The organism is Kibdelosporangium phytohabitans (genome assembly GCF_001302585.1).
GTDB classification, from domain to species: Bacteria; Actinomycetota; Actinomycetes; order Mycobacteriales; family Pseudonocardiaceae; genus Kibdelosporangium; species Kibdelosporangium phytohabitans.
On record NZ_CP012752.1, the window covers coordinates 6,374,916 to 6,400,672 of the forward strand.

Sequence of the window (25,757 nt, forward strand, 5' to 3'; positions counted from 1 at the left end):
GGCGTGCAACCGGCTGCGGATCCTTGTGGTCAGTGCCCTGGTGTGCCGTTCGTGGGCTGGGGAATCTCAACCACCCGGGCCGGGCTCCAGCGCCGCCTGCGACCGGCGCTGTACAGGCGGGTCAGCAGCACCAGGGCCAGCACCACGCACAGGCCACCGACTACTGCGGCCACCGCGAGGACCGGCCCGGCCTGGTCCGACGGGGAGAGTTCCCCGCGACGGGCATCCGGCGGGTGGACGACGACAGGCGAGACCGCCTTCTCACCCGGCAGCACGGTGGTCACCGCGGCCATCGGGTTCACTGTGCCCCAGCCGAGTCCCGGGTCGGGCAGAGGCACCGCGGGATGGTTGGCCGTGGTCAGCAAGCGGCGCTTGACCTGCGCGGCGGTCAACTGCGGGTGGTACGCGCGCACCAACGCGGCAGTCCCGGTGACGAACGGAGCGGAATAGCTCGTGCCACTGCCCTTCCAGTGTCCCGGGCCGCCTGGCCCGAGCCCGAGGACGTCGACGCCCGGCGCCACCAGCGACAAGAACGGCCCGGTCTGGGAGAACTCCGCCCGCTGGCCCGCCTCGTTCACCGCACCGACCGCGACCACTGAGGGATAGGCGGCCGGGTATGTCACCGGGTCGCCCTTCTTCGCGCTGTTCGCGGCCGACGCGACAACCACGACATCCTTGCTCTCCGCGTAGGCGATGGCGTCGGCGAGTTCGGGAACCTGCTCGGTGGTGCTGGCCGACACGTTGACGACGTGCGCACCTCCGTCGACTGCCGCCCGGATTCCCAGTGCCATTCCCTCAGGAGTCAACGAACCAGGTTGGTTCGGGGTGTCCGTGGTCGCACAACGGATCGGCAGGATCCGCACACCCGGCGCGACTCCGGCGTAGCCTGTCCCGTCCGTGGGCGACGCGGCGATAATCCCCGCCACGAAGGTGCCATGCCCAAAGCAATCGGTGTTCGCAGGCGCCTTGCCTGGCCGGGTCGTGTCGATGCCCGCCAGCACCTTGCCGCCCCGCAGTTGCGGCACGTTCCCGTCCACACCGGTGTCGACCACCCCGACTGTGACGCCGGAACCATCAGTCAGCGACCAGACCCGCTCCGGCATCAACTGCCGTTGTGCCCAGGGCACAGAGGTATCGGCGGTCTGCGGCGGCGGCAGGCACTGCACCTGCGGCTGCTTCGATGACGATGACGGCGGCGGTTGCTGTGCGGCCACGGGCATACCCGCCAGGACGCCCAGAACTCCCGCGACCACAACGCAGACGTACCTCCGGTTCACGACGCCACCGCTGTCCGGCCCGCGTTCGCCACGTCGTCCTGCCAGAGCACCATGGACGTGGTGAGCCGGGCGATCGTCGCGGGATCCTCGACGAGCCGCAGCGCACCCTTCTGCCGCCGGGTGAGCACACCGTCGAGTTTCGCCAGCACGGCGAGGTCGCGTTCGTCGAGCTCGGCAGTGCCCGGTGCCTCACCCGGTGCCAGTTCACGGAAAAGGACGGCGACTTTCGGTGCGACCGCCGCACCGTCGGCGTCCTCCTGACGCTCCTCGTCCCCCGCTGCCGTCCGCACAGCCAGGGCCTTGAACCGGGCACCCGCGACGAACACCGCCTCGTCAACCGGGCGGCCGAGCACCAGTTCGGAGGTCCGGCGGGCCGAACTCGGCCAGATCAGCACGTCGAGGTCGGTGCCGGGCATCGTCACGTCCAAATCCATGCTGGCGGTGAGGAAACCCGGTTCGGTCAGGACGGTCCCCGGAGTGCTGCCGCGCTCGAACGACTCGTTGACCTTCCCTTGCCGCAGCACGGCACGTCGATGGGTCGGCAACCGCCGCAGTCCTGACGTCAGACAAGGAACCTGACCGTCCAGCAAGCCAGGCTGCCCGTTGCGCAACGCGCTGTTGAGCACGAACGCACCGCCGTCACCTCCGCCGAGGTACAAGCAAACGGCGACGTAGTCGGCTTTCGCGCCGGGCGACTCGTCCACACGCATCGACGGCCAGGTCGCCAGGGCAGCATTGACCATGGCCAACGCCTCGGAGAACGCATCAGCGGCGGCCACAGTGAACCGCGCCTGTTCCGCGGCCGTACTCGCTCTGTCCTGCACAGCCAGTGCTTTGCCCGCCGGAGGCGGGACGGTGTCGGAGTGCCCGCCAATCGGCGGCACGGGCTCCGCCTCCCCTGACTCCGGTGGTGCTTGGCGCACTTGTGGCGGTTCGGCAACGCGGGGTCCGGACGGGCCGAGCGGATCCGGTGGACCGGATACAGTCGGCACTGGCGCGGCCGAGGTGGTCATCACCGGCGGTGACATGACGGGCGACCTCTGCGGCCTTTCCGGCGGATCCGGTTCCCGCGGGCCGTCCAGTCCGGCCGGCAGCAGTCTCGGCCCTCCCGGGCCGGTGGCCGGAGTCTCCTTGGTGGTGCGTGCCGCTGCGGCCAGTCGCTGGTCGTGGTCATCGGTCCAGCTGTTGAGTACTCGTTCGGCGTCCGCGTCGAGGGTGCCCCTGAGCCGTACCCGGACGGCCGCGAGCTGATCCGGGGGAAGGGCCGCGAGCAGGTTCTCGGCGGCGGTGAGCACGGGCAGCCCGACGACTTGCCCAGCCGTGCCCAGCATCAGGCTCCAGCCTTCGGGGTCGAACGGCGCGGCCTCGGCTGCCGGATCGGCCGCGTCACCGTCCACGGACCGCAGCACCAGACCGGACGGCACGATGTCGGCGACCACGTCCCCGGTCAGGTAGGACCGTCTCCCGTCTCGTGTCCAGCCTGCCGGTGCCGGGGCGATGCCGACGACTTGCTGGTCACCGCCGTGTGCGGGCTGGCGCAGCACGATCGGGAACGGCCGGAAGAGCCGGTTGCCGTCGGCATCCGGCACGACCGTCGATGACGCCCCGGTTCGCTGGCCGACCTGCATACCCGCGCTGAACACGACATCGCGCCCCAATCGCAGCGCGAGTTCGATCTGCCAGCTGTGCGATGCGGCCTGCGGTGTCGCCGGCACGATCATGATCGGCTGGTCGGGCATGGAGCTGAGCAACGCCGCGACCCCGGCGGCCGACGGAACGGGGTCGCTCCCGCTTACGACAATCTTGGGGAACCGCTGGTTCACCGGGACGCCGAACGCCAGGTCGCCGCGCTGTGGCGCACCGGCTTGGCTGTCCCGGACCACCAAGCCGCACGGTGCGGGCGCCGCCACGACACCGTCCCGTTCAACCGGCTCGGTCGGCAACCAGGACTCCCAGGCCGGCAGCGGAAAACGGGCCCCGTGGTACTCGACCGGCCGGTCCGGCCGGAACCGGTGCCAGCCGGTGCCGCCCGCGGCGTGGCCCGCGTACAACGCCGCCCCCGGCATGGCGGCGACACCGGCATCCGGGGCGACGATCTCGACGTCCAGTTCCTTGGCCAGCCGTTGGGCGATCTCGGTGTCGGCGGCGAGACTGCCGACGCCGAGCCAGACCGACTCGATGTCCGCATCGAAGTCAGGCATGGATCGCAGCAGCTCCGGCAATACGGCCACCAGCGAACGCACCCGGTGCGCGCCGGGGGACGCCAGCACCAGCAGCTGCCGCGACCCGATTGGTGCCGCGCCGAGCAGCGTGTGGTCGAGGTCCGTCTCGTCGCGATGCCGGATGAGCAGATGCCGTTCGTGCGACTCGTGCCGCTCGGCGACCAAAGGGCTCGGGTCCGGGTGTCGCTGTTGCATCGTCACTCCCACGTAGCTCCGGTCAGGTAGGAAGGTCGGCGCCCGCTGGGCGGAGCGGGCGCCGACGTGGCCTGTCACCTGTCCAGAGGCAGGTCTTCCTCGGTCAGCAGGGTGAGGTCCGCGGCGTCCGCGGTGGGCAAGGCCGCCAGCCGGGACGCCTGCCGGTCGGTCATCCGCTCGAACACCCGCCGCGCCGTGCGGCCGTTGCCGAACGTGCCGTCCTTCGGGATCTCCTCGAAGTACGTCAGCAACGCCTCGCCCGCGCTCTCGGTGAGCCGGTAGTCGTGCTTGGCGCACTGGGCCCGCACGATCGTCACCAACTCCTCCGCCGCGTAGTTGGCGAACTCGATGGTGCGGCTGAACCGGGACTCCATTCCCGGGTTTGCCGCGAGGAACTGCGCCATCTCGTTGGAGTAGCCCGCCGCGATCACGACCACGTCGTCACGGTGGTCCTCCATCAGTTTGACCAGCGTGTCGATCGCCTCCCGGCCGAAGTCCGGACCGGTGCCCCCACCCCCGCTGCTGAGGGTGTACGCCTCGTCGATGAAGAACACGCCACCGAGTGCTGTGGTGAACGCCTCCGTGGTCTTGATCGCGGTCCCACCGATGATCTGGGCGACCAGATCCGCTCTCGCCACCTCCACGAGATGCCCCTCGCGCAGCACCCCGAGCTGCGCCAGGATCTGCCCGTAGAGCCGGGCGATGGTGGTCTTGCCGGTGCCAGGGGCCCCGGCGAAGACGAGGTGCCGTGCCATCGGCGGCGCCGACAGCCCGGCGTCCATCCGGCGCTTGGCCATCTTGTTCAGGTTCACCAGCGACGTCACCTCGCTTTTGACACCGGCGAGACCGACGAGCGAGTGCAGTTCCGCCAGCGGATCCGAGCCCCGCACCGGCCTTGCCTGCTCGGTCGTCGTGGCGGTGGCCCGTGGGGCGGCGTCGGCCGTTGACGCGGTGCCGTACGCGTCCGGCGTCAGGTTGCCCACGCTGATCAGGTCCAGTACCTCGATCGCGCTGCTCGGCCGGATCTGCCGGACGCCGCTGCCGTGGTTGTCCCTGACCGCGCATCCCTTCACGGTCACGGCTTCGTCGGTCTCCAGGCGGATACCGTCGGCCGAACCGCCGGAGAACTCCGATTCGACCACACTCCCGGACGAGCCCTCGGCGAAGGTGCAGCCCGAGCCTGTGCTGTTCTGGACCCGGCACCGCATCAGCGACAGATCCGCTCCGGCGCCGGCGTGCACACCGTCCGCGCCCGAGCCACTGATCGCGCTGTCGGACAGCGCCAGAGCCGCACCGACGACCCGGACCCCGGCGTCGGTCAGATCACGCGCGCTCAGCCCGGTGATCGACGGCCGTGCCGCGCCGGTCACGGACAACCCGACACCGCCGCCGTCGATCTCGACGTTCTCCAGCCTGCCTCTCGCGCCGTCCACCTCGACGGCGGCACCGTCGCAGCCGCCTACGCGCAGCCGCCGGAAGAACGGATCCGACCCGTCGTCGATCCGGACCCCGGAAGCGGTGCACCGGGTGACGGTGATCTGGTCGAACTCAGGCAGGCTCCGTTCCGTGACACCGATCCCAATTCCATCTACATCGGACACGTCGCAGCCGGTCACCGCACCGGAAGCCCGCCCGGCGAAGTGCAGCCCACGCCCGCGCGTCCTGGTCAGCTTGCACCTGCGCAGGACAGGGGCACAGCCGAGACCGACGAAGATCCCTTCCGCGCCCGCGCCGTCGACCGCGCAGTCCTCAAGGGTCGGCGGCTGCGAACTGGCCAGGTAGAAGCCGATTGCGACGACCCCGGTCACCGTGAGCCTGGTCGCGGTCAACGCGGCGTGTTGTTCCACGGCGACAGCGGGTTTGCCGGTGCCCGACACCCTCGTGTCCTCGACAGTGAGCCGTCCCTGGCCGTTGAGACAGATACCGTTGCCCGCTGCGGTCCGTATCGCACAAGAGCGGACAAGGAACGTGCCCTGCTCGGCCACAACAACCGCCGACGTGCCGAGGTCGTCCAACCTGCAGTCATCGAGCACCCCGCCCTCGGGCGACGTGACCACGACCCCGGCTCCGACGCGGTTGCGGACCTGACTCGCGCGCATGAGCAGCGTGCCCCGGTCCCGCACGAACACCGACGCCCAACTCGATGCCTCGACGGCGCATTCGGTGACGCTGAGCTGCCCGCGTGCGACGAGCACAGCCGGGCTGTCGGCGTCCGCGGCCACGACCGTGAGACCGGACAGCGCGGCCGAATCCGACTGGAGCGTCACCGTGACACCCGTCGGAGCAACCAGCCACACCGTGCCGGGTCCGTTCTCCGCCGTGATCGTCACCGGTTTGGTGAGGACGAGATTCTCGGTGTAACGCCCAGGCCCCACCACGATCACCGCGCCTTCCGGAGCGCGTTCGACGGCGGCGCCGATGGTGCGGTGGCCCAGCCCTGGCGCCTGGGTGACCGCGATAACGTTCCTGCTCACGTCTGCAGCTCCTCTGTCCTGCCCCGGGCGCACCCGGGTGTCACGCACCGAGCGATTCCGGCCGCCCACCGAGCCCGGACGTCGCGAGGCCGTGCCGCGTCCGCCGGCCCGCCCTGGCGAACAGCCTGGTGAGGTGTTTCTCCACGGTTTTCTCGCTGATCCGCACCGCGAGGGCGATCTGCCGGTTCGTCCGGCCGAGCCGGACGAGCTCGATGATCCGCGACTCGGTCTCGGTCAGCTGATCGCGCCTGCCGCGCGGCACCGAGACCATGACGCCACGGTCCTCCATCGTCCGCTTCACCCGTGTCGTCAACCTGTCCGCCCCGATTTCCTGCGCGATCTCGAACGCCTCCCGCAGCCACCTGCGGGGTTGGGCGGAGGACATGCCGACCACCTGGCAGGCCAACGACAACTCGAACCGGTTGTTCCGGGCGCGGATCATCCGTTCGGCAGCCTGCGCCTGCGTGCTGTCCGTGTCGACGACCCCATGGACGTACAGCATGGTCTCGAGCGTGTCGGCAGTCCGCTGCCGTGTGTACCTCCGCACGGCCTCGGCTCGTATCCGGCGAGCCTGGAGCAGGTTCCCGGAGTCCACCGCGATTTCCGCCATCCTGCGCAGCAGGCGGTACGACCCCACGGCATCCTGGGACTGCGCGCGGTCGCAAGCACTCCAGCCCGCCGTCAGCGCACCGGCGGCGTCACCGGCGTGGAAGCGCAGACCGACGTCCACCCAGGCGCGCAGCAATGGGAATGCGCAGTCCTCTTCGGACACTGACGCCAGCCAGCCTGTCGCCCGACGATCATCCCCGTGCCAAGCGCACATTTCCGCGGCGTGCAGACGGGCGCTCTGCCGGGCCTGCTCGTCGGCACACGGGTCAAGTTCCAGCTCCCGCGCGGCACTGAGGGCTGCGGCCCAGTCCTCCCCCGCGTAGCCTGCGTTTACCCGGTGGTACACCGCAAGCGGGCCTTTCACCGGGGTGCTGTAGTGCGAGCCGAGCACAGCTTCGAAGCCGGGGACCAGGTCGCGCATGGCCAAGGCGTGCTCGGTGGCGAGCCTATGGTTGCGCTTGTACGGCGTATGCCCCTCGACCGTCGGCACGGCGAACCAATGCCGTAGCGGCGCGAAGGCTGACTCGATGTCGTTGAGCTGGACGGTGGCACCGGCGAACCACTGGTCGCAGAACGTCAATGCAGCAGGCTCGTACCCGTGGCCGGTGACTGCGGCACGGACTGCCGCAGAGACCGGGCGCCCGAGGTGGAGCGCCGCCAACACGGCGGCTGCGGCCAGTTCTTCCGGTCGTTCTGCAGAGCTCTCGGCCAGCTCTCCAATGAACTGCGCGAGCCGTGCGTAGTCGGCCGTATGGACCAACAGGAGCACAAGATCTGCCGCCATCTGCGAGCGCTCAACACTTTCCCCGGCGTGCCACCAGGCCACATATCGGTGCGCGGTGTGATGAGCAGCGTACACAACACGTTCGTCTTGGCTGAGCCGGTCGACCAGTTCTGCCCGGGGTGACAGTGCACGGCCTGCGGCAACAATGTGTCCGTCCAGCACGGATGGTCTGACGTCCGGCCGCGCGGCCTCACCGAGCAGATGGGCGGCGATCGCCCTATGGAGCTCTGAGGCGTCGTCGTGCTCGGACACGGCGGTGCCGAGTGCCCGGCAGCTGACGGTGAGCCGTCCCGCTGCGTCGACCGTGAGCACCCCAGCGAGAACCAGGTGGTCCACGGCCCGCCCGCAGTCGAGCTGTGACCGACCGGTAGCGGAGGCGACTACAGGGATCTCGTCGATACCGAAGCCGACGTCCGAGGCGGCGAGCAACACCAGGTCACGGCCGAGGGCCCCGCACGTGCCCACTTCGCTCAGCAGCGGGTGTCCGGTGGACAACGGGATCGGTTCCCGGGGATCGCGAAGGCACACGTGCCCGTGCACCGTCACCAGTCTGCTTCGCCGTCTGAGTTCGGCCACTGTGGACACGAGCGTTCCGGCGTTTCCGTACAGCGGACCGAGATCCTCTCGCAAGGCATGTCGGAGCTGGTCGTCGACCGGTGCGCCCGCGGTATGCCGGAGCACGCTGTCCACCTCCTCGCCGGACAGCGGCCCGAGTTCGACCACTTGGTCGGCCAGTGCACACAGCTCCGCGGCTTCGCCGCGGGCGCTCACAGCACAGGAGGCCAGCACGACGTGCCCAGCTCGGCGCACCGCCGCCAGCGCGGGACCGGGCTGGGGAAGCCGGTCGGCGTCATCCACCACCACAACGACTTCGCCGTCCCTGCCGACTCTGGTGAACACGATGGCGAGCGCGTTCAGCAGCTGGAACCTGCCCCACGGCGAGCTGTAGGCAGCCTCCGTGCACAGTCGGCTCAGCGTGTCCAAGCCGTCGGTGAGCCGTGCCCGGTCACCGAGGTCCTCGAACCGCTCCCGGATCGCGCCGAGGATGGCCCGGACACCGAACTCGTCCCAAGCAGGGCGTTCCGCCGCGCCGGACACATCGAGTGCCACCACTCCGTCGCCGGCCAGTTCTTGGCACATCCGGGCTAGCAGAGCGCTCCGCCCGCTGCCCCTCCGGCCGCGCAGCACCACCAGCGCCCGGTCGTGCCTGTGCAGCCGCAGCGCGTCGATCTCTTCCCGTCTGCCCACGAACTCCCACTTCTGCCGCGCCATCCAGGCGTCCTTTCCGGTGTCGAAAACCCGTGTTCGTCGTCGGCGGTGGCACGAGCCCACTAGAACTCACCGGTCAACATCGCGGTCGACAGTTCGATCCGGGAGCGGTAGCCCGTTCGGGCGAACAGCCTGCTGAGGCGGCCCTCCACGCTTTTCTCGCTGGTGCGCAACGCCATCCCGAGCTGTTTGTTGGTCAACCCGTCGGCAGCGAGCATGGCGAGCACACGTTCGTTCTCGGCGACGGTCTCTCTGCGACCGGGGACAACGACTCCGTGCTCCCGCATGAGATTGCGGATCCACGACCGGTACAGCAAGGCGCCGAGCTCACCCAGCAGGTCGTAGACCTCGCTCAGCAGCGTCGGTTCGGCCGCCCCGTGCTGGACGAGTCGCGTCGCCGTCGTGGCCAGTTCGAGTGGCTGGCCGCGTTCTCTCGCCAGGCGGAGACTGTCGTCCGCGGCTTGCCGGGATCGGTACACACACGCACGCACCAGTTGGGCCTGCGTCAGCACGCGAGACGTCGGCATGGATTCGGCGAGGCGCTCGATCTCGGCGAGACACCGCCTCGCCTCCTGCCGGTCGTCGGCTTCGAGCGCCACGTCTGCCAGCTCCGACAAGCAGAGATCGGCACCGATCAGGAGCCCCTGCCCGGTCTTGTCGAGACAGTGGCGTAGTTTCGCCGCAGCGCGGCCGTTCTCCCCCAACGCCCGGTCGATCCGGGCCTCGGCGATGTCCAGCAGATGCCCCAGCACCAGGTCGCCTTCTCTTGCGGTGAGCATCATCTCCCGTGCCGCGGTGAGCTTTCCCTGCGCCACGAGCACCTCGACGACGTTCAGGTACATCGCGGCGGATCCAGCGTCAGGACCGTGCCCCGTGCCGCTCACGATGCCTCGCGTAACCAGCTCGACGGCTAGGTCGACACGCCCGACCATCGCCGCGAGCAACGCGCGATTGCCGAGCCGCACGCTCGCGACCGGAAGGTCCTCGTCGATCAGCAGCTTCTCGGCGCGGCAGGTATCCCCCGTGACCAGCAGGGCGGTCGCACAGGAGTTCACCTGCTCGATCCGAAACCGCGGGCCGTCCGGCATCGGCCACTGCGCAGGGTCCGCGAGACAGTGTTCGAAAGGCTCGACGCGGCCAGTCCACAAAGCTGCCATTGTGGACAGACGAGAACCGTGGAAGACGGACGTGGGGTTGCCGGACCGCCATAGGTCCTCGGTCCGCGTCAGCAGATCACGCACTGCGATCCAGCAGTCCAACATGCTGTACGCCAACGCCCTGGTCACAATACCCACGGTGTCATCGCCCGGCCACCGACGCCGAAGACCCGCGATTTCCCGCAACGCCTCGGTATCGCGTACGCCCTTCAGAGCGTGCACCGCTATCACGTGGACTTCCTGCGTCTCGTCCGGCGTGAGCTGGTCGGCGAAGTCGTTCAGCAGTAGCAGCGCGCCCCGCAGGCCGCGCTCGTAGTCCCCCAGGGCATGACATGCGGCCGTATGCGCGAGCATGGCCCGCACGCGCGGGATGCGACTGTTGGCCAGCTCGATCGCCGCGCCGAGCCAGTGCACCGCGCGCTCGGTGGCCTGCGAACCGGTCTCGGCGGATCGGCGAAGCAGCTCGTCGAGCGCACGCTGCGGATCGACCAGTCGTCCGGCGTCGGCCACGAGATCAGTCAGATAGTCCACATCAGCACACCGCACCTCGCCAGCCCACACCGCGTCAACGGCCTTCGCCGCGAGTCGTCGCCGCTCGAACGGACCCATGCCCGCGACAAGCGCAGAGGCTACCAACGGAACCGGAAACCGCCACGAGCTCCCACGGCGACCACGGTGCAGTATGCCCTCCCGTACCAGGGCTTCCAAGAGCACCACGACATCCGGCTCCGCCATCCCGAGCGATGCGGCGACCAGCCGAGGTACGTCCGTGCCGAACGGCGCCAACACGCTGACCGCTTTCGCCACCGCATGGGCGCGCTGCCCGAGTCCACGAATCACCCGAACGAATTCATTGTTCTGAGGGGCGTCCACCGCCTGCGTGCTGGCCACAAGGTAGGCGCGGTTGCCGAAGACCTGGATGGCTCCGGTGCGCCACAACGTCTCAATGGAGTCTCGCACCGCCGCGGGAACACCGAGGCTGAGCTGCCCAACGCGGGTGACCAGCTCATCATCGGGCTTCGCCAGCGTCACCGCCGTCAACCGCCGGGAGATCTCGGCCGCAGTCATCGGACGCAGCCGCACCGAACGCAGAAGCCCTTCGTCACGCAACTTCCGCGCCCAGTCGATCCGGTCAACCTGTGTCACAGGCGTACGGACGGTGCACACGCATACCGCCGACGTCCCGGCCAGCCGGCGTACAAGGGCCTCCAGGACAGCCAGCGAATCGTCATCGATCCATTGCGCGTCGTCAACCAGCAGCGCGGCTTGGTGGTCGCCTCCCAGTAGTGAGTTCGCGGCCACCGCTGCGGCTCGCCGCGCGACCTCCACCTCCCTCTGTGCGCCGGCGACCGGCCCGATCAACGAGTGGACCGAGTCGGGACCTCCCAGTCGCACCGCCACCGCGTCGCCGCCGCGAGTGAATCGAATCACTGACACGCGCTTACCCTGCTTCGAAAGGTGCTCTTCTGCCCGGCCGAGGAAGGTCGTCCGTCCGATCCCTGACGGGCCGGTGACCAGCACCAGCGGCCGATCAGTGGCGATTACGGCGTGCACATCCGCATCATGCATTCACAACCACCACCTGGGTTCGACGACGACCGGATCCATGACCAACGGGAACCCGATGTGCACCATTGGCGGGCAAACCGGTAGAACACCTATCTGTCCGAAGAAGCGCCGGCTCGTTCCCTGGATGGAGAGTGGCTACGCGCAACGAAGTTGGTGACCACATCAGCTCAAGGGTCCGCGGAGATCTCTGGTAGACCGCGGATCAGCTCTTCGCATGACCGGCTTGCCTGTCGAGTTCCTCGGTGACCGTGCGCCGCAGCCAATCGGATTCATGCCTCGGTTGTTGCTCGGCGGCAACCGTGGCCACAGCAACCGTCGGTGCGTCGTCGGTGTCGAGGGACAGACTCCCCGGTTCGGCGGAGAAGTCAGGGGCCGGGACGGTCAGGGTATCCATCATCCGGGAAAGCAACGGCAACTTGGTGTCGGCGGGCTCATCGACGTGCCCGCCACCCGTTGCGGCCGGTTCGAGTCGCTCTTTGATCGACATGCGGTTGACCGGCCGTTCGGGCACAACCGAATCGACGCCCTCCCGACCACCCGGCCTCTCCGCCCCAGCCCGCCGTACCTGGTTTCTGACCAGCACCTCGGTGACCGGTTCCTCGGCCACGGCGGGTCGCGTCTGATTGCCCGCCTGCGGGCGGCTGACCGGTCGGGCGGCCACGACAGCTTCGGCCTTCGGCCGACTGGTCAAGGCCGTCGTTGGCACCACGGTCGTCGTCAGAACGGTCGAGTGGTCGAGCCTGTCCAGCAGGCTTTCCGCCATCGTCCGGAGGTGGTCGGCCTGCGCGGGGTCAGCGGACTCGTACACCACAAGGCTGCCCGCCGGGTCGAGTGGCACAGTCCGGGCATCGGACGGGCCTGCGTCCCCTTCGCCAGGACGGATCCACAGCCCTGATTCCACTACCTCGATCACGGTGTCCGAGGTGTACCGGTAGACTCCCGGAGAAGCTTCGGGCAGATCCGCGATGGGTGGTCGGCAGACCCATAGGCGTGGCGGTTCCGGCGTGCCACCCACGGTTCGGGGACGGTATGCGAATCCCTGCGCGAAGGTGTTCCAGCCGTACGAGCCGTCCGGGCGCAGCGTGAGCACATCCAAGGCCTCCGCAGAGCCAGTCGGCAGTCCGGTGTAACAACGCACTTCCGCGTTGAGCACGTCGGCCAACGCCTGTCCGGTGGAGCCGTCCTGCGGCAGGACCAAGCCACCGAACCGGGCGAATCGAGCCGTGGCCCGGATGTCGTCCGGCAACGTCTGCCAGATCGCGGCGACGTTGGACAACGCGAGATCACCGGCACCGGGGCAACCCAGCACGATTACCAGAGCACCGGGGTGACAAGGCACAGCCTTGACCAACTTGGTACGCGCTGCGGACACCGTCCCGGTGTCCCCTTCCGGCCGGATCCAGAGTCCGGCAGGCAACGGCTCGGCCACACCGCCGACACCGGCGGCGACGACCTCCGCGACTGCTGGCGAGTCCCATGCCGGCCGGGGAAAGCGTTTCGCTTCCCGCCCGATCACCTGCCCGCGCTGGAACCACAGCCAGCCGCTGTTCGCCACGGAATGCACGAACAACACACCTGCGGTACCGGGGTGCACCAGTCCGTACGGCGCCAGCACGACCCGGCCGATCCGCTCGGAAAGCCACTGCCCCACGTGCGGGCCGATCTCGCGGGGCCGTCTGCCGGGCACCAGACGCAGTGGGCGTTTCCCCTTCGGCACAGCCGCGGCGAACGATTCCCACACCTCGGCCGGCGATTCGGCAGGCAGATCCGCCACCACCAGATCGCAATCGGGATCAGGGTGGAGTGACGCTGCCAACGCCCGGGCGTCCGCCGTGATTCCAGACGGATCGTGCACTACCACTGCCGCACCGACTCTGGTTCTGCCACACGCTGTGCCGGCGCGCGTTCGCTCCCGGATCTTGCCAAGCAAAGACATTCGGTCCCCTCGAATCAGAGATCTCGTCGCTCGACGGCAGCTCACCACCCCGCCACGGCTCGATGATCAGTCCACGAACTCCCTGCACCATTGGCGTACTGGCATTGGCGCAGCGGAAGATGACACGCTGTTGCCCACCGCACTGTTGTATTGAGCCTGCCTGGTGGCTCGTCCTCACCCTGCATCATGCACTTCTGGCATTGGCGCGCACTCCGCCGCGGCGGGACGCAGTACGTTCGGGAACCCGAAGTGCCCAATGAGCGAATCGCTTCCACACCGGCTCACCGTGCGGTCATGGCGTGTAGATCTCGGTGACGTGGACGATGCGGTCCTCGCCGTCGATCTTGATCTGGGCGGTGAACTTGCCACCCTGCAGCAAGGCGTTGACCAGGCGTTCCTTGCTGCACGGCGCAGTGCCGTGTCCGTTGCCGTCGACGGCTGGCCGCTCCGTCGGGCAGACGCCGGTCGCGCTGCGCACGGTCGGGCTGTCCGCCAGCGGCAATCGGTGCGTGGCGGTGTCGCCCTGGACCTCGCCGAAGTGCCCGTTGTTCGCACCACCCGCCACCCATTGCACCAGCTTGAAGCCGACCATCTGCACCTTGCTGTCGTAACCGGTCAGCTGGACGGTCTGAGTGGTGTTCGGGAACCGCAGATCCGGATTGTCCACCTTGGCGCCACCATGACCGGTGCCTTCGTTCTGCGGGTTGGCCACGCTGCTTCCATTGGTGACGTCGGTGTAAAAGAGCAACTTGTTGTCGGTGCAGAGTATGGAGCCTGCGCCCTTCGCACTGGTGTCCGTCATGCACCGCCAACCTTGGACCTCCAGCTCCCGGTCCGTTCCCTTGGACCTGCCGATGTTCTTGGTGTATTCGGCCACGACGGTGAAGGCTTGAGTGCACCCGACCGTTCCGGCCTCCGTCTCGACCGCGATCAAGTCGGCCTGATGTTGTCCCACCTTGCCGCCACCGTACGCACTGCAGTTGACGTCCTTGCCAGCATTGCTCCGCACTCCCGCACCTGACAGCAATCGTGATGCCTGCTCCTTCGGCACGGCTCTGGCGGGGTCCACCGGAACGACCGCATCCTGGCCCGAACACGCCGAAAGCAGCACTGCCATGGCAAAAGCAGCTCCGGCAGTGGCGATCTTCATTGGTATAGCAGACATTCGCTTGTCCCCTCGTAGCTTCGATTCCTGTTCGCCAAGACGCGCCGTGACATATCGGGTTGCGTCCCGCGTCGCGGAGGTCGGCGACAGACGCGATGTCTGCACGAACGGACCACCCGGCGGAGTACATCCGGACAATGCCACGAACGAATAAGCCACAAAGGACAGTTCAACGGGATCGTTGCGGGCAGTCTGCCAACGGACAAACCCGTGCACGAAAGGAGAGCGGTCATGCGCCAGCCAACTGCGCGACAGGACGGCCCAAGCGACAGGCTGACCTGTGTACTCGACGCCCCGGGCGGTGTCCAGCATCCGCTCGGTGTCGTGCGGTACACCACGATCAGCTCCTCTCCGGCCGTTCGATCACACCCGGGCAAGGCACCGACAGTCGACGTGGCGGTCAGATCAACCCAGTTCGCGGAGGTTTGGACCACGAACCGGCGCGTGACCGCCGGGCAGGCGAACGGAGTCACCTACGGCCATGATGGGGAGTACGCGTTCTGTGCGGCACAAGTGCCCGCAGCGGCCAGTTACGGCTCAGACGTCCGTGACGCGTACATCACCGCGTTCGAAACCGCGGCGAACCTCGGTTACCCGCACGTGTTCCGGATGTGGAACCTCGTCGGCCGGATCGACCAGGCCAACGCCGACGGCCTGGCCGCCTACCAGGACTTCTGCCGGGGTCGCGGGGTCGCCTTCGACAAGTTGGCGCTCCCCTACGTCCGGCTGCCCGCCGCGACCACAGTGGGCACCCTCGACGACGGCGTCACCTTCTACCTGTTGGCCCGACGCAGCACTGGCCACCTCGCAGTCGAGAACACCCGCCAGATCCCCGGCTATCGCTATCCGGAACGCCACGGCTCAAGGCCGCCCTTGTTGACACGCGCCGCGTTCCTACCAGACGAGAACCTTCTGTTGATCTCCGGCACCGCGAGCATCGTCGGACACAGGACGGCACACGCACATGACCTCCCGGCCCAGTGCCGCACCACTTTCGGCAACCTCGCCTCGTTGACCGGCCGGGACAACCTCCGCAGACACGCCGTGATCAACCTGCATGACACCGGGTCCATCGAGTTCCACGTGGTCAAGGTGTACGTCCGTCACCAAGCAGATGTGGAATACGTCCGCCACCGGTGCCACATCGCGTTCGGTGAAACCACCGACATCGGCTTCGTCGTCACGGACTTGTGCCGCCCAGACCTTCTGGTCGAGATCGAGGCCACTGCCACCTTGAGCACCTAGCGCCGTTCCTCATACACACGGGATGAGAGGGCGACCACGTCAACCAGTCTGCCGAATCTCCGGCTGTGCACGAACGCACCCTCCTTCCATTCCCTTCCGGCCAAACTTCCCCTGATCCTGTTGCGTTTTCGGCATGGATCTTCAACCGTGGCAATCCACACGCGCCTCCCGTGCCGTGCCGACGTAGAGGGGGCTCCATGGCGGGCATGACCGACAACGAACCAGCACGAACAACGGACCGCCGCATCCAAGCGCCGGAGTCCTCGGCCGACCTCGCCACGGGGATCACGATCTACGGCTGCGGACGAGACGAGGCCGCCCTGTTCAGCGAGATGGCGCCCCGCTTCGGCGTGATGCCGACCATCACAGCGGACGCGGTTTCCGAAGCCACTGTCGAGATGGCGTTCGGGAACCGGTGTGTCAGCGTCGATCACAAGACCCGCGTCTCGAACTCCACCCTTCTCGCGCTCAGGCGGGCGGGCGTGGCGTACATCTCCACGCGGAGCGTCGGATACGACCACATCGATGTGGACTACGCGAACAGCATCGGAATTGCGGTCGAGAACGTCACCTATTCGGCCGACAGCGTGGCCGACTACACGTTGATGATGATGCTGATGGTGCTGCGCAACGCGAAATCGACACTCAGGCGGACAGATGTCCACGATTACAGGTTGAGTGACGTGCGCGGAAGGGAACTACGTGCCCTGACCGTCGGCGTCGTGGGGACAGGGCGCATCGGTGCGGCAGTGATCGACAGGCTGTGGGGTTTCGGCTGCCGAACTCTGGCCTATGACATCAACCCCACCGTCTCCGCCAACTACGTCCCTCTCGACGAATTGTCGCAGCGCAGCGATGTCGTCACGCTCCACACGCCGTTGACCCCGCGCACGCGACATCTTCTGCATCGTCGACGCATTGAGCACATGAAGGACGGCGCGATCGTCATCAACACCGCCCGTGGTCCACTCGTCGACACCGAGGCACTTGTCGCGGCGTTGGAAACCGGCAGGCTGGGCGGAGCAGGGCTTGATGTCGTCGAAGGCGAGGAAGAAATCTTCTACGTCGACCGCAGGAACAAGCCAATCGAGAACCGACTGCTGGCGCGGCTGCAGCAGATGCCGAACGTGGTCGTCAGCCCGCACACCGCCTACTTCACGGACCGCTCCCTGAGCGACATCGTGGCGAACTCCATCACCAACTGCCTGGAATTCGAAAGCAGGAACCAGCGTGGATAGATTGAAAATCGGCATCATCTTCGGGGGGTGTTCCGAAGAACACCCCGTGTCGGTGAAGTCCGCGCGAGAGGTCGCCGACCACCTCGACACCGACAAGTACGAGCCGTTCTACATCGGCATCACCCAGAACGGCGACTGGTGGCTGTGCGACGGCCCGGACTCGGACTGGGAGACCGGCAACGGCCGCCCTGCCGTTCTGTCGCCAGACCGAAGCGTTCACGGACTGCTCGTGCTGGACGAGGGACGGCACACCACTGTCCACCTGGACGTCGTCTTGCCGGTCATGCACGGCAAGCTCGGTGAGGACGGCGCGATCCAGGGTTTGCTGGAGCTCGCCGACATCCCGTACGTCGGCTGCGATGTCCAGAGTTCCGCCCTGTGCATGGACAAGGCTCTCACCTACACCGTCGTGAGCAGCGCCGGAATCGCAACGCCGAACTTCCGCGTCGTCACCGCGGACGAAACCGTCCATCCCGACGAACTCACCTACCCGGTCTTCGTCAAACCGGCGCGTTCCGGCTCGTCCTTCGGCGTCAGCAAGGTGGCTCACGGCGATGAACTCACGAGCGCGGTGGAAACAGCGCGCCAGTACGACTCCAAGGTGTTGATCGAAGAGGCCGTTGTCGGCAGCGAGATCGGATGCGCGATCCTGGGCAACGACGTGGACCTGTTCACCGGTGAGGTTGATCGGATCGCACTGTCGCACGGTTTCTTCAGGATCCACCAGGAGGACACCCCGGAAAGCGGGTCCGAGAACTCGACGTTCATCGTTCCCGCGGACATCTCGGCGGAGTCACGCTCACTCGTGATGGAGACGGCGAAGGAGGTGTACCGCGCATTGGGCTGCCGGGGACTCGCACGGGTCGACATGTTCCTCAAAGAGGATGGAAGCGTCGTGCTCAACGAAGTCAACACTCTACCTGGCCTGACATCCTACAGCCGTTACCCGAGGATGATGGCGGCCGCGGGACTGCCACTCGCCGAGATGATCGACCGGCTGGTGTCGTTGACGTTGACGGGAAAGACTCAGTGAACGGCGACTTCGTCTTCGTAGACGAGTTCCTGCCCGGAATACGGTGGGATGCCAAGTACGCCACCTGGGACAACTTCACCGGCAAGCCCGTGGACGGATACTTGACGAACCGGATCGTCGGCACGAGGGCGCTGTGCATGGCGCTGGAGGATGCGCGGGAGAAGGCCGCGGCCCTGGGTTTCGGCCTGCTCCTGTGGGACGGATACCGCCCGCAACGCGCGGTGAACTCATTCGTGCTCTGGTCACAACAGCCGGAGGATGGCCGGACCAAGCAACGGCACTATCCGAACATCAACCGGACCGACATGTTCACCAAGGGGTACGTCGCCACGAAATCCGGCCACAGCCGGGGAAGCACAGTCGATCTGACGCTTTACCACGAGGCATCCGGTGAACTCGCCCCCATGGGCGGTGACCATGACCTGATGGACACGCTGTCCCACCATGGCGCGCAAGGCATAACCCAGACCGAGGCAAGGAACCGCCAAACCCTTCGTTCCATCATGGAGGCCTGCGGTTTCAACTCGTACGAGTACGAGTGGTGGCACTACACACTGGCAGACGAACCCTACCCGGCGTCCTATTTCGACTTCCAAATCACTTAGTGCGGTGCTGCGGATGACGGCGAGCGAGGTGTTGGCGCAGCAGGTCGCGTCCATAGTCGCCGCCGGGGGTGTGCACGATGGCGTGGTCGGTACCGGCGCGTTCCGTGGCCACAGGGAGCCAGTTCGAACACATGTCCCGCAAGAGATTCCGGAAACGGCTGCCGTTTCACGCTCGTTCGATCTCGACAGTCATAGTGGCTTCCTCCTGTTTCCGGTGATGGCCGCGTACACGTCAGCGTCCGTTGTCCATAGTCCTAAGTGGTCTGCTTCGATGGTCAGGCACTCAGCTCCCTGCTCTTGAGCGCGGGCGGCCATGGGGGCGAAGGGAGAGCGGTCGCCACGGAGGATGTAACGGCTTGGTGGCCGCTTGCTGCCGCTCTCGGCCGACGGCAGAGGTTCTTCGTGGGTGGCTATGCCGATCAGCCGCAGCCGGGACATCACGTCCGGGTCGGTGAATCCGAGGACGTCGAGCCCGAACGGAGGTACGGTCCGGCCGGCCGGGTCGTGGGACACCGCCGCGTCGGTGAACAGCTGCCGGATCATCGGCATCAGGTCGAACGCGGACTCGCCGGGCGAGGGAAGGAAAGCGTCGAGGTGGATCGCTTCGAGAACCTGTCGCGGACGTGCATCGGCGACACCTGCGACGACATGCCCCCGTAGCTGTGGCCGACGAGGATCGCCTGGTCGTCGAGTAGTCGGCTGACGTCGTCGATGTGCCGCCGCAAACCGTGTTCCCAGCGTCGTCGGGGCCGGCGAGAGTGGGCGCGACGACGACGTGCCCTTGTTCGGACAGCCGCGCCGCGACCCTGTCCCACACCCAGCCGCCGCACTACGACCCGTGCACCAGGACGTAGTAACTCATCAGGCGGCCACCTTCGCGACGACTTCGACCTCGACGAGCACGCTGGGAGCAAACAGCGCGGTGACGCCGACCAGGGTGCTCGCCGGAGGAGCGGACACCCCTGGGCGCAGTGCCGCGAAGAGTCCGGGGATCAGCCCGGGGTGGTAGTCCACGACGTACACGGTTTCCTTGATGATGTGCTCACGTCCGCAGCCGACGGCCGCGAGCGCGGTGTGGAGGTTCTGTGCGATCCGCTGCATCTGGGTCACGTGGTCGGTTCCGCACAGATTCCCGTGCTCGTCCCAGGCGACCTGTCCGGACAGGAAGACGAGGTCGGCACCGGGGACGAGCACGACAGGGGTGGAGGCCCCGGGAATGTGGTACAGGCCTGCGGGCGTCAGGTACTCGGGCTCGGTCATCGCCGCACCGCCGCACGCTCGGGGGTTCCGGCCCAGGCCGTGAGCCCCGCTTCCCGGACCGCGGGGTCCGGCAAGTCGTTCTCGCGGCGAACCCACGCGATATGGCCGTCCGGTCGGACGAGCACTTCGCTGACGTCCTCGGCCCAGGTCCGATCGCCACCGGTGGCCACCGTGATCCGGCCCTTCCAGCCCTCGGTGACCTGCGCCGCGCCGTCCCCGATGAAGTCGACGTAGCCGAATGTGCCGCTGCGCACCAGTTTCGAGACTCTCGAGTCGGGTGAGCCGAGCGACAGATCGGGCATGCGGGTGCCGACGAGCGGATCGTCGTCCGGTGCCGTGTAGGACGTCGCCAGCGCGGACACGAGACCGGCCAGCTGGGCGTTGACCTCGGGGATGTTCAGGAGCGAGTCCAACAGCCCGCGCAGTGCGATCACCGGGCGCCGATAGTCGGATACCAGGGTGAGTTTCGAGCAGCGGTGTCTGAGCCTGGGCGTTGTCGTTGACCATTTCTCCCACCGGAAAGCGCTCCGCGTGGTAGGTGTCCAGCAGGCCCGGCGGGGCCCAGCCGACCCCGAGTTCCCGTACGCGTTCTTCCAGCAGTTGTTCTGTACGAGCCTGTTCCAGGAACAGGGTGTAACCGTGGCGGGTGTCCAGGACGGAGAAGTCCGGTTCCCGTGACAGGCCCGCGAAATGCCAGCCCGGGACGGTGTGGCCGATGGCGAGAAACCGATCGGCGATGCCGCGCAGTTCGAGGATCTCGATGCTGCGGGGATGCAGTGTGAGGGCAAGGGACTTCCCGTGCCGCGCCTCCTGTCGTTCGAGTATCCGGACCCTTACTCCGGCCAGTGCCAGTTCAGCGCCGAGGAGCAGGCCGGTCGGGCCCGCTCCGCTGATCACCACATCGGCGTCCACAGTTCTCCCTATTTTCGAACAACGTTCATTTAATATCATGCCAGCATCCTGAGCAACCGAGAAGCTGTCAAACACGCTGCTAGACTCGTCCGAACATGACCCCGCACCAGCCCCGCACCCGAGGACGGCCGCCGGCCGCCGATCAAGCCCAAGTCACCGCCGCCGCACTCCGGCTGCTCGAGGAAGTGGGACTTGACGGGCTCACCATGCGGAAACTGGCCACCGCGGTCGGAGTCCAGGTGGGCACGCTCTACAGCTACTTCCCCACCAAGCGGGCATTGGTGACCGCCATGGCCGAGGCGATGCTGAGCGACTGTCGTGACGCGGCCGAAGGAATCACCCAACCGCGTGAACGGGTATGGACCCTGGCCAGAAGCCTGCGCACCGCACTCTTGTCCTATCGCGACGGAGCGCGGGTGTACGCGGGCACGCACGCCATCGGACCGAACACCCTGGGCTTCGCCGAAGCCCTCAACGGCACCCTACGGGAGGCCGGGCTCGGCACCGCAGCGGCGATGCGGACCGCGCTACTGATCCTGCACTTCACGACAGGCCATACCCTTGAGGAACAAGCGGCGATCCAGTCCGACCCGGACCTGCCCGCCGGCATCGAACAACTGCGCACGGCGATCCGGGACGGCGACTATCCACATCTCGCCGAGGGACGAGATCACTTGACGGGAACGGATCTGACCGAGCTCTTCGAACAGGGCCTGGGGCTGCTCACCGCGGAGTTGCTCTAATGATGAACCGGTCACGGGGCACGTTCCTCCCGTAGACAGCCCGGCTGTGATCGACTATCCGAGTGACTCCGTCTCAGGACGAATTCCGCGCACTCGCAGCTCGAAGCTGGGCATGCCCGTACTCGCGGTAGCAGGCATGTCGGGAGACCGCCGCGCCTGGTGGTCGCGCCAGAGCCGCGAAGGCTGTCAATCCATTCTGCTGTACCAGATTCCAGGCAGCGTGTGGGCTCGTCAGCCATGACCGTTCTTCCTACGGTCACTGCATGCGATCGATCAAGTTTCCCCGCGCCGACCGGCACAAGTCAGCTGTTGGGCCGCTGCTCGCCGGCGTCGTTCTCGCGACTGTGCTTTCCGCCGGGACGACTGCCACCGCGGAGCAGCCAGCGACCGATGGAAAGGCTCTTGGCTGGGGCGCATGCCCGACTGGCGCTCCGGCGCCGCAACAGTGCGCCAGATTGGCGGTGCCACTGGACTACCGGGCACCGACGAGGCGCACCATCGAGATCGAGGTGTCGCGGATCCCAGCGGCAAAGCGGGAGCAACGCAAAGGCGTCCTGTTCCTCAATGGCGGCGGGCCCAGCGCAAGTCTGGACGTACCCACGGCAATCGGCAGTTTCCTGCCCGCAGAGGTACGCGACAGCTACGATCTGGTCGCCTTCGATCCGCGCGGCATCGGGCACAGCACCCCCATGGACTGCGGCCGGGACATCGACGAGTTGATCCGCACCCAGCAGTTGGGGGTACTGTCCTTCCCCCGCGCGAACGGGTCGATCGGCGACAATGTGGCCTACGCCCAGCAGATGGCGAAGCACTGCGCGGCGCGTTCCGGCGAACTGCTGCCGCACCTGACCACGGCCAACATCGCACGGGACATGGACCGTATCCGCACCGCCCTCGGTGAACGCACGGTGTCGTACTACGGCGTTTCGTGGGGTACCTATCTCGGCGCGATCTATCGAGAGCTCTTTCCCCGGACCGTCGACCGGATGGTCATCGACAGCTCGGTCGATCCCGCCAAGCGCGGTTACGACGACTTCCGCACGTTCAGCGCCGCCATGGAGGACCGCTGGCCCGACCTTGCGCGGTTCGCGGTCGCCAACAACGACACCGTCCGCCTCGGCAGCACCGAGCGCGCGATACGACAGAACTACCTGGCCCTGACCGCGAAGCTCGATCGTCATCCAGTCGAACTGCCGGGCACCACAGCGCCTATCAACGGCAACCTTGTGCGCCTCTACACGTGGCAGCTCTCGTACAGCGACGCAAGCATGCGCAGCACGCCAGGTTCCCCGGCCCCCATGATGGCCCAGCTTTGGCGGGCCGCGGCCAATGTCGCCGCTGGGAACGCCACGGAAGCCGACCGTGCTTTCCTGGTCGGTCTGACCACCGACTTCGTCACCAAGGGCGTGCTGAAAGGAGTGCCGCACGACAACTTGTTCTCGGTGGGCTGGGCTATCAGTTGCGCGGACAAGGCATGGCCCCGGCACACCCTCACCTATGCGCTGAACACTCTGGTCGACCGCGCGAGGTTCCCACTGACCGCAGGTGCTCCGGCGAACATCGCGCCGTGTGCGGCATGGAAAGTGGCGCCGACAGGTCCGGAGCCGACGATCGAACCCACTGGGAAGCGAAACGTCCTCATCCTGCAGAACCTGCGCGACCCAGCAACTCCGTTGCGGACGGCCCAGGGCATGCGGCGAGCGATGGGCGCTGACGCCTCTCTGGTCACAGTGGACGCTGGTGGGCACGGCGTGCTCGTGCATCCGGAGCCGAGCCGGTGCGCCATCGACACGTTGAAGAGCTTTCTCACCGTGGGTGCGTTACCTCGAGAGGACAAGTCCTGCCCGTGAACTGATCGCAGTCAGGCCTGGAACGGTGCCAATCCGGCTGTGCACCAGTCGCGGCGCAACCCGGAGCCACCGCACCCGAGGTCGTTGCGTGCGCCGTGCAGGTCGAGAATTCACGACCTCAGCAGGGAGTCGAGCGCGAGGCGTTCATCGGAAACCCCAGGTCGGCGAACGTGTTCGTTACGATTCCGGTCATGACTGCGAGAAAAGAGCCGATCAGTCGCCGGGACCGTCCGGCGAAGCCTGCCCTGTCCCGGCGCTGGATCGTGGACACCGCCGTGCGGATCATGCGGGCGGAGGGGCTGGAGAAGGCCACGATGCGTCGGCTGGCGCAGGAGTTGGACACCGGTCCGGCGTCGCTGTACGTCTACGTCGCCAACACCGCCGAGTTGCACGCGGCCGTGCTGGATCGCCTGCTCGGCGAGGTTGATCTGACCGGGCGGGACAGTGAGCAGGACTGGCGCGAGCAGCTCCGCGCGGTCATGGTGTCGTACACCCGGGTGCTGTTCGAGCACCCGCCACTGGCGCGGGCCGCACTCGTCGCCCGGCCGAGCGGGGAGAACTACCTGCGCTTGGTGGAGCGCGTTCTTGACCTCCTGTCGCGCAGCGGCGCCAGCCGGGAGCAGGTCGCCTGGGGGTTGGACAAGCTGCTCCAGGACGCGACCGCCACCGCGGCCGAGCACGCGACGCAGGGGCACGACCCCACCTCCGAGGACGACTGGGATGCCACCGTGCGTGCGCTGCACGCCGTGGACGCCACCACACACCCGGCGATCACCGCGCACATGCCCGCCCTGATCAGCGGCACGATGCCGGACCGGATCCGGTGGAGCTTCGACGTCCTCATCTACGGCATCACGCACACGCCCGTGCCGGGCGCAACGGACTGACAGGCTCACATGGCAGGACGAGAAGTGGCTGGGATTCGCCTCAGGCGAACTTGTTCGTGACAAACATGTTCGTTACGGTGTGGTCGTCGGGATCCTCGCTTGCCGCCCAGGGGCACACGTCTTCTGACGGACCCACACCGGGCTGGCCGCGACCGCTCGGCGAGCACAGGCGTATCCCACGGACTTCGGAGGTCCCATGAGCAGTTCCCACTTCCCGGTGGCGATCATCGGCGGAGGTCTCGGCGGTCTGACCGCCGCCCGCGTCCTGCACCTCCACGGCATCGAACCAGCGGTCTTCGAACTGGGAGCGCCAACGACCCACGCCCAGGGCGGGATGCTGGACATCCACGAGGAGAACGGGCAGAAAGCCCTGCACGCCGCCGGCCTGCACGACGAGTTCCTGAAGATCGTCAACGAGGGCGGTCAGGCCGTGCGCGTGCTTGGGCCCGACGGCACGGTGCACGTGGCGGAGGAGGACGACGGCACCGGCGACCGGCCGGAGGTGGACCGCGGCGACCTGCGTGACCTGCTGCTGAACTCCCTGCCCGAAGCCACGATCCACTGGGGCCGGAAGGCGACCGGCGCGCGGGCGCTGGGCGAGGGCCGCCACGAGGTGACCTTCGCCGATGGCTCCAGCATCACCACCGACCTGCTGATCGGCGCGGACGGCGCCTGGTCGCGGATCCGGCCGCTGCTGTCCGCCGCCACGCCCGCCTACACCGGCATTTCCTTCGTCGAAACCGACCTGATCGACGCCACCACCCGCCACCCGCGCAGCGCCGCGGTCATCGGCGGCGGATTCTTCGTGGCCCTGGGAACCGAGCGCGCCGTCCTCGCCCACCGCGAGACCGACGGCAGCCTGCACTGCTACACGGCACTCAAGATCGACGAAGGCTGGCTGGACACCGTCGACTTCACCGACCCTGCCGCCACCAAGACCGCGGTCCTCGCCCACTTCGCCGACTGGGACGAAAGCCTGCGCAACCTGGTCGCCGACGCGGACGCGATCACCCCACGCCGCATCCACGCCCTGCCCGTGGGGCACCGCTGGGACCGCGTCCCCGGCGTGACGCTGCTCGGTGACGCCGCCCACCTGATGTCCCCGTTCGCGGGGGAAGGCGCCAACCTGGCCATGCTCGACGGCGCGGAACTCGCCATGGCCGTCGCCGCCCACCCCGGCGACACCGAGGCAGCCCTCGCCGCGTACGAGCAGGCGCTGTTCCCGCGCAGTGCGGCGTCCGCCGTCGAGTCCGCGGCCAACCTGGACGCGATGTTCGGCCAGCGGGGGCTGGAGTGGATGGTCGAGTTCTTCAGCCCCGGCTCGGCC

Annotated in this window: 18 protein-coding genes and 2 pseudogenes; 9 read left to right on the forward strand and 11 right to left on the reverse strand. The window is 67.4% G+C overall.

Features of this window, described 5'->3' with window-relative positions:
* Positions 1-29 precede the first annotated feature (29 nt).
* The 7 genes from mycP to AOZ06_RS28850 all read right to left on the reverse strand — a co-directional run bounded on the left by mycP (position 30) and on the right by AOZ06_RS28850 (position 14,969).
* The gene (gene mycP, locus AOZ06_RS28820) at positions 30-1,277 is read right to left on the reverse strand and encodes a type VII secretion-associated serine protease mycosin (protein WP_236951777.1); all 1,248 of its coding nucleotides are present in this window, start codon (positions 1,275-1,277) and stop codon (positions 30-32) included.
* Positions 1,274-3,694, reverse strand: coding sequence for a hypothetical protein (locus AOZ06_RS28825; protein WP_157233306.1), 2,421 nt, complete (start codon positions 3,692-3,694; stop codon positions 1,274-1,276). Before AOZ06_RS28825 ends, mycP begins: the two co-directional genes overlap by 4 nt.
* A gap of 74 nt (positions 3,695-3,768) precedes the next feature.
* Entirely contained in the window at positions 3,769-6,168 is a 2,400-nt protein-coding gene (locus AOZ06_RS28830) for a right-handed parallel beta-helix repeat-containing protein (RefSeq protein WP_054292269.1), read from the reverse strand.
* Positions 6,169-6,208: 40 nt separating this feature from the next.
* Positions 6,209-8,833 carry an AAA family ATPase gene (locus tag AOZ06_RS28835; RefSeq protein ID WP_054292270.1) on the reverse strand — a complete coding sequence of 875 codons (2,625 nt, stop codon included), beginning with the start codon at positions 8,831-8,833 and terminating at the stop codon, positions 6,209-6,211.
* A 59-nt stretch (positions 8,834-8,892) separates the two neighbouring features.
* Positions 8,893-11,556: an ATP-binding protein gene (locus tag AOZ06_RS28840; protein ID WP_063810127.1), complete on the reverse strand. Its 2,664-nt coding sequence runs from the start codon at positions 11,554-11,556 to the stop codon at positions 8,893-8,895.
* Positions 11,557-11,758: 202 nt separating this feature from the next.
* Entirely contained in the window at positions 11,759-13,330 is a 1,572-nt protein-coding gene (locus AOZ06_RS28845; RefSeq protein ID WP_157233307.1) for a hypothetical protein, read from the reverse strand.
* Between the two features lie 454 nt (positions 13,331-13,784).
* Positions 13,785-14,969, reverse strand: a complete 1,185-nt coding sequence (locus AOZ06_RS28850; protein ID WP_157233308.1) for a hypothetical protein — start codon at positions 14,967-14,969, stop codon at positions 13,785-13,787.
* On the opposite strand from AOZ06_RS28850, the gene AOZ06_RS28855 reads away from it, so the two are divergent.
* The 4 genes from AOZ06_RS28855 to vanX all read left to right on the forward strand — a co-directional run bounded on the left by AOZ06_RS28855 (position 14,889) and on the right by vanX (position 18,778).
* Complete coding sequence (locus tag AOZ06_RS28855; protein WP_054292274.1) at positions 14,889-15,902, forward strand: chorismate transformation FkbO/Hyg5 family protein; 1,014 nt, start codon at positions 14,889-14,891, stop codon at positions 15,900-15,902. The genes AOZ06_RS28850 and AOZ06_RS28855 overlap by 81 nt on opposite strands.
* Positions 15,903-16,234: 332 nt before the next feature.
* Positions 16,235-17,140: an NAD(P)-dependent oxidoreductase gene (locus tag AOZ06_RS28860; protein ID WP_225953271.1), complete on the forward strand. Its 906-nt coding sequence runs from the start codon at positions 16,235-16,237 to the stop codon at positions 17,138-17,140.
* Entirely contained in the window at positions 17,133-18,173 is a 1,041-nt protein-coding gene (gene vanA / locus AOZ06_RS28865; RefSeq protein ID WP_054292275.1) for a D-alanine--(R)-lactate ligase, read from the forward strand. Before AOZ06_RS28860 ends, vanA begins: the two co-directional genes overlap by 8 nt.
* Positions 18,170-18,778: a D-Ala-D-Ala dipeptidase VanX gene (gene vanX / locus AOZ06_RS28870; RefSeq protein WP_054292276.1), complete on the forward strand. Its 609-nt coding sequence runs from the start codon at positions 18,170-18,172 to the stop codon at positions 18,776-18,778. The genes vanA and vanX overlap by 4 nt, the downstream gene beginning before the upstream one ends.
* Before the next feature lie 189 nt (positions 18,779-18,967).
* On the opposite strand, the gene AOZ06_RS28875 is transcribed toward vanX, so the two are convergent.
* From AOZ06_RS28875 to AOZ06_RS60340, 3 genes are all read right to left on the reverse strand, one after another.
* The gene (locus AOZ06_RS28875; protein WP_157233310.1) at positions 18,968-19,321 is read right to left on the reverse strand and encodes a hypothetical protein; all 354 of its coding nucleotides are present in this window, start codon (positions 19,319-19,321) and stop codon (positions 18,968-18,970) included.
* 318 nt (positions 19,322-19,639) lie between these two features.
* The gene (locus AOZ06_RS60335; protein ID WP_054292278.1) at positions 19,640-20,038 is read right to left on the reverse strand and encodes a RidA family protein; all 399 of its coding nucleotides are present in this window, start codon (positions 20,036-20,038) and stop codon (positions 19,640-19,642) included.
* Positions 20,035-20,472 carry an aromatic-ring hydroxylase C-terminal domain-containing protein gene (locus AOZ06_RS60340; RefSeq protein ID WP_054292279.1) on the reverse strand — a complete coding sequence of 146 codons (438 nt, stop codon included), beginning with the start codon at positions 20,470-20,472 and terminating at the stop codon, positions 20,035-20,037. The genes AOZ06_RS60335 and AOZ06_RS60340 overlap by 4 nt, the downstream gene beginning before the upstream one ends.
* A 25-nt stretch (positions 20,473-20,497) precedes the next feature.
* Here AOZ06_RS60340 and AOZ06_RS60345 point away from each other — a divergent pair, with 25 nt between their 5' ends.
* Positions 20,498-20,716 carry a hypothetical protein gene (locus AOZ06_RS60345; protein WP_054292280.1) on the forward strand — a complete coding sequence of 73 codons (219 nt, stop codon included), beginning with the start codon at positions 20,498-20,500 and terminating at the stop codon, positions 20,714-20,716.
* Here AOZ06_RS60345 and AOZ06_RS62215 read toward each other — a convergent pair.
* A pseudogene (locus AOZ06_RS62215) lies at positions 20,669-20,989 on the reverse strand (FAD-dependent monooxygenase); the annotation flags it as partial. The gene AOZ06_RS60345 and the pseudogene AOZ06_RS62215 overlap by 48 nt on opposite strands.
* Before the next feature lie 56 nt (positions 20,990-21,045).
* Here AOZ06_RS62215 and AOZ06_RS28900 point away from each other — a divergent pair.
* From AOZ06_RS28900 to AOZ06_RS60355, 4 genes and pseudogenes are all read left to right on the forward strand, one after another.
* On the forward strand, positions 21,046-21,693 hold the full coding sequence (locus AOZ06_RS28900; protein WP_054292282.1) for a TetR/AcrR family transcriptional regulator: 648 nt from the start codon (positions 21,046-21,048) through the stop codon (positions 21,691-21,693).
* A 344-nt stretch (positions 21,694-22,037) separates the two neighbouring features.
* On the forward strand, positions 22,038-23,543 hold the full coding sequence (locus AOZ06_RS28905) for an alpha/beta hydrolase (RefSeq protein WP_236951779.1): 1,506 nt from the start codon (positions 22,038-22,040) through the stop codon (positions 23,541-23,543).
* 191 nt (positions 23,544-23,734) lie between these two features.
* Positions 23,735-24,430 (forward strand): TetR/AcrR family transcriptional regulator, encoded by a 696-nt coding sequence (locus tag AOZ06_RS28910; RefSeq protein ID WP_054296996.1) that lies wholly within the window; start codon positions 23,735-23,737, stop codon positions 24,428-24,430.
* Between the two features lie 196 nt (positions 24,431-24,626).
* Positions 24,627-25,745, forward strand: a pseudogene (locus AOZ06_RS60355) (FAD-dependent oxidoreductase); the annotation flags it as partial.
* Positions 25,746-25,757: the final 12 nt, after the last annotated feature.